General features: G+C 56.9%; 8 protein-coding genes and 1 pseudogene. 8 read left to right on the top strand and 1 reads right to left on the bottom strand.

Going from position 1 to position 12561, the window contains the following annotated elements; translation table 11 throughout:
• Window positions 1–64: 64 nt before the first annotated feature.
• The 8 genes and pseudogenes from GFH31_RS10440 to GFH31_RS10405 all read left to right on the top strand — a co-directional run bounded on the left by GFH31_RS10440 (window position 65) and on the right by GFH31_RS10405 (window position 12207).
• Window positions 65–1456, top strand: a complete 1392-nt coding sequence (locus GFH31_RS10440) for a bifunctional UDP-3-O-[3-hydroxymyristoyl] N-acetylglucosamine deacetylase/3-hydroxyacyl-ACP dehydratase (RefSeq protein WP_118457632.1) — start codon at window positions 65–67, stop codon at window positions 1454–1456.
• Between the two features lie 32 nt (window positions 1457–1488).
• A complete protein-coding gene (gene lpxA, locus GFH31_RS10435; protein WP_055202079.1) occupies window positions 1489–2292 on the top strand; it encodes an acyl-ACP--UDP-N-acetylglucosamine O-acyltransferase in 804 nt (267 codons plus the stop codon).
• Window positions 2293–2505: 213 nt separating this feature from the next.
• A complete protein-coding gene (rimP, locus tag GFH31_RS10430) occupies window positions 2506–2973 on the top strand; it encodes a ribosome assembly cofactor RimP (protein WP_055202081.1) in 468 nt (155 codons plus the stop codon).
• Window positions 2974–3119: 146 nt separating this feature from the next.
• Window positions 3120–4346 (top strand): annotated as a pseudogene (gene nusA / locus GFH31_RS10425) (transcription termination factor NusA); the annotation flags it as partial.
• A gap of 251 nt (window positions 4347–4597) precedes the next feature.
• Window positions 4598–4915 carry a hypothetical protein gene (locus GFH31_RS10420; protein WP_118457636.1) on the top strand — a complete coding sequence of 106 codons (318 nt, stop codon included), beginning with the start codon at window positions 4598–4600 and terminating at the stop codon, window positions 4913–4915.
• Between the two features lie 71 nt (window positions 4916–4986).
• The gene (infB, locus tag GFH31_RS10415; protein WP_153497894.1) at window positions 4987–7869 is read left to right on the top strand and encodes a translation initiation factor IF-2; all 2883 of its coding nucleotides are present in this window, start codon (window positions 4987–4989) and stop codon (window positions 7867–7869) included.
• 148 nt (window positions 7870–8017) lie between these two features.
• On the top strand, window positions 8018–10732 hold the full coding sequence (locus GFH31_RS10410; RefSeq protein ID WP_153497893.1) for a glycoside hydrolase family 78 protein: 2715 nt from the start codon (window positions 8018–8020) through the stop codon (window positions 10730–10732).
• A gap of 35 nt (window positions 10733–10767) precedes the next feature.
• Window positions 10768–12207 carry a Gfo/Idh/MocA family oxidoreductase gene (locus GFH31_RS10405; RefSeq protein WP_101571359.1) on the top strand — a complete coding sequence of 480 codons (1440 nt, stop codon included), beginning with the start codon at window positions 10768–10770 and terminating at the stop codon, window positions 12205–12207.
• Window positions 12208–12292: 85 nt separating this feature from the next.
• On the opposite strand, the gene GFH31_RS10400 is transcribed toward GFH31_RS10405, so the two are convergent.
• On the bottom strand, window positions 12293–12559 hold the full coding sequence (locus tag GFH31_RS10400; RefSeq protein ID WP_118457639.1) for an NVEALA domain-containing protein: 267 nt from the start codon (window positions 12557–12559) through the stop codon (window positions 12293–12295).
• Window positions 12560–12561 lie beyond the last annotated feature (2 nt).

The following is a 12561-nucleotide window of genomic DNA, read 5'->3' as shown; positions in this document are numbered from 1 at the left end:
AAAAGTACGATTTCTTTCAAAAAATTCATACCTTTGCGCGCAAAATAATGTTTTTTCAAAAGTTATGTCACCGAAACAGCAGACATTGAACGCTCCGATCACTTTTCAGGGAAAAGGCTTGCACACGGGGCTTCATGTTACTATGACCGTCAACCCGGCCGAAGCGGGGCACGGCATCAAATTCAGAAGGATCGATCTCGAGGCCCAACCGACGATCGAAGCCCTGGCCGATTTCGTGGTGGATACATCGCGCGGAACGACCATCGAAAAACGCGGCGTCCGCGTCAGCACGATCGAGCACGTTATGGCGGCTCTGTGGGGCTGCGGCGTAGACAACGCCCTGATCGACATCGACGCTCCGGAAACCCCGATCATGGACGGCTCGGCGCGGGAATACGTCGAAGCCATCGCGCGAACCGGACTCAAAGAGCAGGACGAGGAACGCAAATATTATTCGGTGAGTGAAAAAACGCTTTTCGAAGCGCCCGAACGCGGCGTCGAGCTGGCGGTATACCCGGACGACGAATTTTCAATCAACGTCAACATCGATTTCAACTCCAAAATCATAGGCAACCAGTATGCGCGCCTCGACCGTATCGGGGATTTCGCGGAACAGATCGCCCCGTGCCGCACGTTCGTCTTTCTGCACGAACTGGAACCGCTGATCAAGAACAACCTGATCAAAGGAGGCGACCTGGACAACGCCATCGTGATCGTCGAAAACAAGATCCCGGACGAAGAACTCGCCCGGCTGTCGGAACTTTTCAACAAAAAGGACGTTCAGGTCGACGAAGGCTACCTGAACAACATCCAACTCCGCTTTCCGAACGAACCGTCTCGCCACAAGCTGCTGGACATGGTCGGCGATCTGGCGCTGATCGGTATGCGCATCCGCGGACGCGTAGTCGCCTACCGCCCGGGCCATGCCGCCAATACCGAACTGGCCAAAATAATCCGCAGGAACATCAAGCGGGACGCGGCTAAGCCCCGTTTCCATTTCGAGCCGGACTCGACTCCCGTATACGACATCAAACAGATCAAGGGCATGTTACCCCACCGTCCTCCGTTCCTGCTGGTAGATAAGGTAATGCACCTGGACAGCGAGAACGTGGTCGGGATCAAGAACGTAACGATGAACGAGCCGTTTTTCGTGGGACACTTCCCGAACGAGCCGGTCATGCCGGGCGTGCTGATCATCGAGGCGATGGCCCAGTGCGGCGGGATTCTGGCGCTCAGCAGCGTTCCCGACCCGGAAAACTACTCGACCTATTTTCTCAAGATCGACGGCGTGAAGTTCCGGGACAAAGTGGTTCCCGGCGACACGTTGCAGTTCGAACTGAAACTGGCCGAACCGATCCGGCGCGGAATCGTCACCATGGAAGCGAAAGCCTACGTGGGCAACCGTTTTACGACCGAAGCGACGCTGATGGCGCAGATCGCCCGCAACAAAGACTGACAACCCGAACAGAAATCCATAATCCGAGTATAATGATAAGTAAATCAGCCCATGTTTCCGAAAATGCAAAATTGGGAGAAGGCGTAACCGTCGAACCTTTTGCATACATTGCAGCCGATGTCGTGATCGGCGACGGTTGCTGGATCGGCCCGGGAGCCGTGATCCTGGACGGCGCACGGCTGGGAAACAACTGCAAAATACACACCTCGGCCGTAATCGCCGGCGTACCGCAGGATCTGAAATTCCGCGGCGAATACTCGACCGTGGAGATCGGCGACAACACGTCGATCCGCGAATGCGCCACCATCAACCGCGGTACGGCGGCCAAAGGAGTGACCAAAGTGGGAAGCAACACGCTGATCATGGCTTACGCGCATGTCGGACACGATTGCACCGTAGGAGACAACTGCGTGATCGTCAACGGCGTTTCGCTGGCCGGAGAAGTCGAAGTCCAGGACTGGGCGATCCTCGGCGGACACTCGGCGGTTCACCAGTTCTGCCGGATCGGGGCCCACGTGATGCTCAGCGGAGGATCGTTGGTCAGCAAGGATATCCCGCCGTTCGTGAAAGCGGCCCACAACCCGCTGTCGTTCGTCGGAGCCAACTTCATCGGTTTGCGTCGCAGGGGATTCTCGCCGGAAAAAATCAACGAGATCCAGGAGATGTTCCGCATCCTTTTCCAATCGGGCTACAACTATTCGCGCGCCTGCGAAATGGTCGAAAACCAGGTGCCGCAATCTGCCGAACGGGATCTGGTGCTCGACTTCATCCGAAGCTCCAAACGGGGCATCCTGAAGCCGTACAACCCGAAAAAAAGCGACGACGAAATCGAATAACGACAGGCGCCGAACGACCGTCCCGGTGCATACGACTGATCCGGATCCCGGTCCGGCCGTTGTATTCGCTGGTCGCCGCGACACGAAAATTAACGGAAATTTGTTGTTTTTTTCAATAAATAAAGCTACATTTGCAGCGTAGCGGAAAGATGGGGGACGGGAGTCCCCCGTTTTATTAACCCTACCCCGGAACTTTCGACAAATCATACATCCATGATAGATACCGAACGGATACGTGAAATCATCGACGAAAAACTGGCCGGAACGGATCTGTTCCTGGTCGGTATCCGGCAGTCGCCGTCCAACGAGATCGAAATTACGATCGACAGCGACACGTCGGTGGGAATCGACCGCTGCGCGGAACTGAGCCGGGCGGTCGAAGAGGCGTTCGACCGGGATGCAGAGGATTTCGAACTAACGGTCATGTCGGCCGGCATAGGTCAGCCGCTCACGATGCTGCGGCAGTACCGCAAGCTGATCGGCCGGGAAGTCGAGGCGGTGCTGAAAGACGGATCGAAACTGACCGCCGTTCTGAAAGACGCGTCCGCAGAGGCGCTTACGCTGAGTTACAGCGAAAAAGTAGCCGTAGAAGGTAAAAAACGCCGGGTATCGGTCGAACGCGAACGGACGATCCCGCTCGCGGAGATCAAGACGACCCGCGAACACCTGCGATTCAAGTAACGAAACGGCAGCCGGCCCGGCGAGGGCCGCAACCGGATATAAAACATACACAAAAAAAGCTAAAGTAAAGTTAACCAAAACGTACCGGGGGCAATGGTCGGAAAACCGTAAGGCCGTATTGCCTGTTAAAATTTTACATTACAGATATGGACAATCTCAATCTCGTAAACACGTTCGCGGAGTTCAAAGAGCTTAAGAACATCGATAAGAGCACCATGATCGGTGTTCTGGAAGATGTGTTTCGTCACTTGCTGATCAAGACTTACGAAACGGACGAAAATTTCGACGTGATCATCAACCCGGAAAAGGGAGACCTCGAAATATGGCGCAACCGGACGATCGTGGAGGACGGAACGGTGGAAAACCCGAACCAGCAGATCTCGCTGACCGACGCCCGCAAAATCGACCCGACCTACGAAATGGGCGAAGAGGTGGCCGAAGAGATCAAGCTGGCCGACTTCGGAAGGCGCGCCGTGCTGTCGCTGCGGCAGAATCTCGCCTCGCGGATACTCGACCTGGAAAAGGCCAATCTGTTCAATAAATACACCGAAAAAGTGGGCGAAATCATTACCGGAGAGGTCTACCAGGTATGGAAAAAGGAAATACTCGTGCTGGACGACGAAGAGAACGAACTGGTGCTGCCGAAAGCGGAACAGATCCCGAACGACTTCTTCCGCAAGGGTGACAGCATCAAGGCGATCGTTTCGAAAGTGGAGATGAAGAACAACAACCCCTACATCGTTCTGTCGCGTACCGCCCCGGAATTCCTCGAACGGCTTTTCGAGATGGAGGTCCCTGAAATTTACGACGGCCTGATCACGATCAAGAAGATCGTCCGCATCCCCGGCGAACGCGCCAAAGTCGCCGTAGAATCCTACGACGACCGCATCGACCCGGTAGGCGCCTGCGTCGGCATGAAGGGATCGCGCATCTACTCGATCGTCAAGGAGCTGCGCAACGAGAACATCGACGTGGTGAACTATACGACCAACACGCAGTTGTTCATCCAGCGGGCGCTGAACCCGGCCAAGATCTCGTCGATCAACCTCAACGAGCAAACCAAGACCGCGGCAATCTACCTGAAACCGGAAGAAGTTTCGCTGGCGATCGGCAAAGGCGGCCTGAATATCCGGCTCGCGAGTATGCTGACCGGATACGATATCGACGTCTACCGCGAACTGGAAGAGGAAGACATCGCCCTGGATACGTTCAAAGACCGGATCGACGGCTGGATTATCGACAAGCTGAAAAGCATCGGCTGCGACACGGTCAAGAGCGTGCTGGAACTCTCCGTCGCGGAACTGGCCCAGCGTTCCGACCTGGAGGAAGAGACCGCGCAGGAGATCATCGACATCCTGAAATCGGAAGAAGAGGACGTGAGCCTGGACGAATTTAAGGATGAGATCGACGAAGCGATCATCGATAAGTTCAAGAGCATCGGCCGCGACACGGCCAAAAGCGTACTGGAACTTTCGGCCGAAGAACTGGCCAAGCGCACGGGGATCGACGCCGAAACCCTGCAGGAGGTACTGAATATTTTGAAATCGGAATTCGAATAGCGCGCGGAAACGGGCCGGACGAAGGAAGCCGGCCGCGAACGATCGCAGAACGTTACGAAAGAGGAATGAATACATTCGCTTTATCCATGTGCATCGGCCTGGGCGCAGGCATTGCGGACATCGTCCCGATGATCGCGCAGAAACTGCCGGCGCACTCGACGGTATCCGTTTTCCTGCACTACTTTTTCGTTTCGATCGTGATCGTGAACATGGATTTGCCGCACATCCCCTGGTGGATCGAGGGAGGCGTGGTAGGCCTCGCGCTGACGATCCCGATGCCGATTCAGGCGGGGCACGCCGACCGCAAGCCGTTGCCCGTCATCGCGGCGAACGCCGTCGTACTGGGAACGCTGGTCGGGATAGCGGGTCACCTGCTACGGTGACCGTCCGGCAAACAACTTAGATAAGAACAAATAAGAGTCGATATAGATCCGAACCCGAAAAACGAAGCAATATGTCAAATGAAAGAAGACTTAGACTCCATCAGGTTGCAAGAGAGTTAAAAGTGGGACAAACAACAATTATTGAATTTCTTGAAAAAAAGGGAATCAAGGTGGACAATTCGCCCAGTTCGATCATCGAACCGGCTGCGTATGCCATCCTGGATAAAGAGTTCGGCGGGAACAAGCACATCGAGAAGGTGAATATCCGTGAAAAGATAAACCTGAAGCATGAATCCGTTTCGCTGGACGACCGCAAGGAGAACGAGCAGAACGGCCCCGACGACGGCGCCGATTTCAAGAACGAGGTAATTATCAAAAGCGGCGTGATCAATGTCAAGGACGAAGTGGCGAGAATGGCCACACCTAAGATATTGGGTAAGATCGATCTATCGGACAACCACAAGAAGAAAAATACGGCGGCACCGGCTACGGAGAAAAAACCTGAAGCTCCGAAGGCGGCTCCCGTCGCAGCTCCCGTGAAGAAACAGGAAGCGCCCAAACCGGCTGTCGAGCCGGTCGTCAGCGCTCCGACTGCCCCTGCTACGCCGGCAGCGGCCGCCCCGGTTGCCGCCTCCGTCCCCCATGCAGCACCGGCCGCTGCGCCCAAGCCTTCCGAAACCGTTGCGGAAACAACGGCCGATAAGACGGAAGTCGTAATCCAGAACCAGACCTACGACCAGCGGATGGCCGCCGACGAAAGCAACCTGTTCCGTCCGGGCGAAGGCACCAAACTGTCGGGGCCGAAGGTATTGGGGAAAATCGACGTGAAATCCTTCGAAAAGAAGAAGGGCGAGGACAGCCACCGCAAACGGGAGAAACGCAAGCGGATTTCGAAAGACAAAGTAGACATTACGCAGAAGCAAAACCAGCCGACCGGCAAGGACAACCGGCCGAAGGCTGCGCCGAACGGCGCTCCGGGCGCGGCGGGTTCCGGCAAAAGCGCCTTCAAGGACAGGCGGAAAGGAAAAGCGGTAAAACCGGTGGTGAAAGCGGAAGTCAGCGAAGAAGAAGTACAGAAGCAAATCAAAGACACCCTGGCCCGTCTGACGGCCAAAGGCCCGAAGTTCAAAACGTCGAAGCACCGCCGCGACAAGCGGGAAGCGGTATCGGCCCGTATGAACGAAGAGCTGGAACGCCAGGAAAAAGAAAAAAGCGTACTGAAGGTGACCGAATTCGTAACGGTCAGCGAACTGGCGACCATGATGGACGTCAGCGTAACCGACGTCATCACGGCCTGCATGAACCTGGGGCTGATGGTTTCGATCAACCAGCGCCTCGACGCCGAAGCGTTGGTCGTGGTGGCCGAAGAGTTCGGTTTCAAAGTCGAGTTCGTTGCGGTTGAGATTCAGGAAGCAATCGACACGGAGGACGAAACGGATGAAGACGCCGTTCCGCGGCCGCCGATCGTTACGGTGATGGGGCACGTCGACCACGGTAAAACGTCGTTGTTGGATAACATCCGCAAGGCGAACGTAATCGCCGGCGAAGCGGGCGGTATCACGCAACACATCGGGGCATACAGCGTGAAACTCGACGACGGCCGCCGCATCACGTTCCTCGATACGCCGGGTCACGAAGCGTTTACGGCCATGCGTGCCCGCGGGGCGAAAGTGACCGACGTGGCGATCATCATCGTAGCCGCGGACGACAACGTGATGCCGCAAACCATCGAGGCGATCAACCATGCGGCCGCCGCACAGGTCCCGATCGTTTTCGCGATCAACAAGATCGACAAGCCGGGAGCCAACCCGGAAAAGATCAAAGAGGAACTGTCGGCCATGAACTACCTGGTTGAAGATTGGGGCGGTAAATACCAGTGCCAGGAGATCTCGGCCAAGCAGGGCATCAACCTCGACAAGTTGCTCGAAAAGGTGCTGCTCGAAGCCGAATTCCTCGACCTGAAAGCCAATCCCGACCGGAAAGCCCAAGGCGCGGTGATCGAATCCACGCTGGATAAAGGGCGCGGTTACGTTGCGACAGTGCTGGTACAGAACGGCACGCTGCGGGTCGGCGACATGCTGCTGTCGGGCATCTACACCGGCCGCGTGAAGGCGATGTTCAACGAACGCGGCACGCGGATCACCGAAGCGCCCCCGTCCACGCCGGTGCTGGTGCTCGGGCTGAACGGCGCTCCGCAAGCCGGGGACTCGTTCAACGTGATGGACGACGAACGTTCGGCGCGCGACATCGCCAACAAGCGCGAACAGTTGCAGCGGATGCAGGGCCTGCGCACCCAGAAGCACATCACGCTCGACGAAATCGGACGCCGCATCGCGATCGGCAATTTCAAGGAGCTGAACATCATCATCAAGGGCGACGTGGACGGTTCGATCGAAGCGATGGCCGACTCGCTGATCAAACTGTCGAAAGAAGAAGTTCAGGTCAACGTGATTCACAAGGCCGTAGGCCCGATCTCCGAATCGGACGTGATCCTGGCCGCCGCTTCGAACGCCGTGATCGTCGGATTCCAGGTGCGGCCTTCCGCCGCGGCCCGGAAACTGGCAGAGAAGGAAGAGATCGAAATCCGACTCTACTCGATCATTTACGACGCGATCAACGATATCAAAGACGCCATCGAGGGTATGCTCGCCCCGGTGATGAAGGAGGAAATCGTATGTTCGGTCGAAGTGATGGAAGTGTTCAAGATCACGAAGGTCGGCACGGTCGCCGGCTGTCTGGTGCGCGAAGGCAAGATTACGCGGCATACGAGCATCCGCGTAATCCGCGACGGCATCGTGGTCTACACCGGCAAGCTCGGTTCGCTGAAGCGTTTCAAGGATGACGTCAAAGAGGTGAACAACGGGCTCGAATGCGGACTGAACATCGAGAATTACAACGATATCCACGTAGGCGATATCATCGAAGGTTACGAACAGGTCGAAGTTAAAAAATAACCTCGCCGACGCCGAACCCGTCGTTTTGCGGGCCGTCCTCACGAATCGGGGGCGGCCCGCTTCGATTTTATGCCGGTCATCCGGCACGAATTTCCGATAAAATGATTAATTTTGGCAGAAACCGAACCGAATAACCCGAAATTAGCCTATGAAACTTTTGTTGAGCTTCGCACTGATGCTGTGCGGCCTGGCGGTACAGGGCGCCAGATTTTCCCCGATGCAGGCCGTCGACCTGCAGTGCGAGTACCTGACTACGCCGCTGGGGATCGACGTCGCCGAACCCCGCCTGATGTGGAAATTGCAATCTCCGGTCGGAGGAGTCTCCCAGAGCGCCTACCGGGTCGTCGTGGCGACCTCGCCCGAGCAGCTCGAAGCCGGGAACGCCGACGTATGGAACTCGGGGCGGATCAAATCCGGCGACCAGACGGTCGTATGCAGCCCCGCCGCTCCGCTGAAGTCGCATACCCGTTACTTTTGGAAAGTCGAAACGTGGGACGACAACGGCCGTATGCCGGTCACTACGCCGGTATCGTGGTTCGAAACCGGCAAGATGACGCCCGGCGAATGGAAGGCGCAATGGATCACCGACTCGCACGACAAACAGTATAAGCCCGCCCCGATGTTCCGCCGCGAATTCGCGACCGGAAAGCAGATCGCTTCGGCCCGCGCCTATATCTGCGGACTGGGTTACTACGAACTTTACCTGAACGGGGAGCGCGTGGGCGACCATCTGCTCGATCCGGGCTATACCGATTTCTCGAAACGGGTGCTCTACGTAACTTACGATATCACCGCTCAACTCGGCGAAGGTAAAAATTGCATCGGGGTCGTGCTCGGTAACGGCTGGTATAACGAACAAACTCCGGCCGTGTGGAACTTCCATCTGGCTCCGTGGCGCGACCGCCCGCGGCTACTGTGCGAACTGCATGTCACCTACCGGGACGGATCGACCGAAACGATCGGCAGCGACGCTTCGTGGAAAACGGCGACCGGCCCGCTGCTGTACGACAACCTGTACACCGGCGTAACGTACGACGCCCGGCTCGAACAGCCGGGATGGAACCGTCCCGGATTCGACGACGGCGCCTGGCAGCCCGCCGTGACCGTCCAATCGCCCGCGCCGCTGATCGAAGCGCAGAAAATGGCGGCCGTCGCCGCATCCGGATCGGTAAAACCGGTATCGGTCGAGAAGATCAACGACACGGTATACGTCTACAACCTGGGGAAAAACTTCGCCGGAGTATGCCGACTGCGCGTGAAGGGGCCGCGCGGAACCGTCGTAACGATGCGGCACGGCGAATTGCTCGATTCGGCCGGACGGGTCGATCAGAGGAACATCAACATGCACCTGCGCCCGACGAACGCATCGGAGATCAGCCAGTTCGACACCTATATTCTCAAAGGCGAAGGCGCCGAAACCTTTATGCCTCCGTTCACGTATCACGGTTTCCAGTACGTCGAGGTAACGACCAGCGTACCGCTGCAACTGACGGCCGAGAACCTCGAAGGCATAGTCATGCACAGCGACGTGCGACCGACCGGCGATTTCAGTTGTTCGAACAAACTGATCAACCAAATATTCGACATTTCGAAACGCTCGTACCTGAGCAACCTGTTCGGCATCCCGACCGACTGCCCGCACCGCGAAAAGAACGGCTGGATGGCCGACGGCTACATGGTGCAGGAAGCCGGCATGATCAATTTCGACAGCCGGAACATCTACGCCAAATGGGTGAACGATATGATCGACGCGCAGGAGGCCGACGGCAACGTGCCGGGTATCGTCCCGACTTCGTGGCACTGGGATTCGAACTGGGCCGGCCCGATGTGGGACGCCGCGATCTTCATCACGCCGCACCTGCTGTACCAATACAGCGGCGATACGCGGGCGATCGAAACGATCTACCCGGCGGCCAAACGTTACCTGGAGTACTTGCAAACGCGCGAGGAAGCGAACGGCACGATCAACCACGGACTTGGGGACTGGCTGTTCTACAAAGCGCAGACGCCGGTCGATTTCATGGCCACGTGTTTCTATTACTGGGATAACGTGCTGATGGCGCAGATGGCCCGGCTGACCGGCCGCGAACCGGAAGCCGCCCCTTACGAAGCGAAAGCCGAAAAGCTGAAAGTCCTGATCAACGAACTGTTTTTCGATCCCGAAAAGGTCTGCTATTCGAACGGCACGCAACTGTCGTATGCGCTGCCGCTCTATGTCGGTATCGTCCCGGAACAATACGAGAAACGATTGGCCGAAAACCTGAACTGTTGCATTGCGGACAACGATTACAGCCTCGATTTCGGCTTCATCGGCAGTCTGGTCGTACCGGCCGTGTTGTCCGACTACGGATATGCCGACGCCGTCTACCGGATGGTCACCAAAACCACGCTACCCTCATGGGGCTACTGGATCGAACAGTGCGGAGCGACCTCGCTGTTCGAAACGTGGGACGTCCTGCGGAACATCGGCGACGCATCGCGCAACCACCCATCAATGGGCGCCGTCAGTGCCTGGATGTACAAAACGCTGGCCGGCATCCAGGTCGATCCGGAACAACCGGCATTCCGGCACGTGCTGATCCGCCCGGCTTTCGTCGACGGATTGAACTGGGCGAAGGCGTCTTACGATTCGCAGCGCGGCGAGATCCGCAGCGCCTGGGAGCGCAACGGCGACCGGGTAACGCTGAACGTGCAGATCCCTGCCAACATGACGGCCACCGTATCGCTGCCGTCCGCCGCCGTCGAAGCAGTCGGCTGCAAAGGAAATGCGAAAAACATCCGGAAAATCACGGACAAAAAGTCGTCCGGAGTCGCTTACCGGATCGGTAGCGGAGCCTACCGTTTTACCTGTACGATAAACTGAAAAACCCAATCATAACCGATACAAACAACTGAAATATGGATTCCAATGAATTTTCGAGGCGGGAATTTCTGAAAAGAGTTCTCGCGCTGTCGGCGGCAGCGGCCCTGCCGACCATCCTGACGAAAAACACGTTGTCGGCGGCCCGGCCCAAACCGCGGATCGTCGGCCCGAACGAACGGGTCAACCTGGCCGTCTGCGGGATCGGCAACCGGGGCGGCGAAATTCTCCGCGAGTTCGCTAAAACGGGCGAGGCCAACATCGTCGCGCTGTGCGACGTAGACATGGGGGCCCCGCACACCGAACAGTCGCTGAAGCAATTCCCGAACGTGCCGCGCTTCCAGGATTTCCGGCAGATGTTCGACAAGATGGGCGACCAGATCGACGCCGTTTCGGTCGGGGTTCCGGACTTCTCGCACTTCCCGATCTGTATGCTGGCGATGTCGCTCGGCAAGCACGTCTATACCGAGAAGCCGATGGCACGCACGTTCTACGAGGTCGAGCTGATGATGAAAGCGGCAAAAAAGTACAAGGTAGTCAACCAGATGGGCAACCAGGGCCACTCCGAAGGGAATTATTTCCAGTTCAAGGCATGGAAAGACGCCGGAATCATCAAGGACGTTACGGCGATCACCGCCCACATGAACGCGCCGCGTCGCTGGCACGGCTGGGATACGAACATCAAAAGTTTCCCTCCGGGACAGCCGGTCCCGCAGACGCTCGACTGGAACACCTGGCTGATGACGGCCCGTTTCCACGATTACAACAAGGACTACGTCAACGGACAATGGCGCTGCTGGTACGATTTCGGCATGGGCGCCCTCGGCGACTGGGGTGCTCACATTCTGGATACCGCCCACCAATTCCTCGAATTGGGACTGCCCTACGAGATCGACCCGGTGCGGATCGACGGGCACAACGACTTCTTCTTCCCGCAGGCCTCGACGCTGGTGTTCAAATTCGGAGCGCGCGGCAACATGCCGCCGGTGGACGTCACCTGGTACGAAGGACAGAAGAACATCCCGCCAGTGCCGGAAGGCTACGGCGTATCCGAGCTGGATCCGAACATTCCGGCCCCGAGTACCGGGCAAATCCAGCCGGCCAAGCTGAATCCGGGCAAAATCATTTATAGCAAGGAACTGACCTTCAAGGGCGGTTCGCACGGCAGCCTGCTGTCGATCATCCCGGAAGAAAAGGCCAGGGAGATGGCGTCACAGTTGCCGGAAGTCCCCCAGAGCTCGTCGAATCACTACAAAAATTTCCTGTTGGCCTGCAAGGGACAGGAACAAGCACGGTCGCCGTTCGACGTCGCCGGGCCGCTTTGCCAAGTGTTCAACCTCGGCGTGCTGGCGCAGCGCCTGAACGCGAAACTGCTGTTCGACCCGAAGAAAAAAGTGATCACCAACAACGAACGGGCCAACAAGCTGCTGAAAGACCTGCCGCCGCGCGAAGGCTGGGAAGAGTTCTACAAACTGTAAAAAATGCCGGACAGATTTTAAAATCTGTCCGGCATTTTTTATTACCGAATCCTACATCCGGCATATAAACGACCAGCCGAAAGAATCAACCGGCTTTGACGTAATCATTCCACGTATTCACATACTCGTTACCGTCCGCATCTACGGATTTGAAAGTACAACTTCTGCGTTTTTCCTGAGCACAGGGAATCTGAACTTCCTCACCGCCATCCCCCTCCGAACCGGCCAATGCTTCGACGTTTTCAAGCAACAGATCATCAGCCGACCTGTTTTTACAATCATACTGCACAAAAGCTCCTAAAGCCGCTACGGCTAACACGACCGAACCGGAAAAAATAACTGTTTTTTTCATAG

The sequence above is a fragment of the Alistipes sp. dk3624 genome (genome assembly GCF_009557455.1).
Taxonomy (GTDB): Bacteria; Bacteroidota; Bacteroidia; order Bacteroidales; family Rikenellaceae; genus Alistipes_A; species Alistipes_A hominis.
Note: the sequence above shows the minus strand (reverse complement) of the source record. Positions and strands in the feature narration are given on the sequence as shown.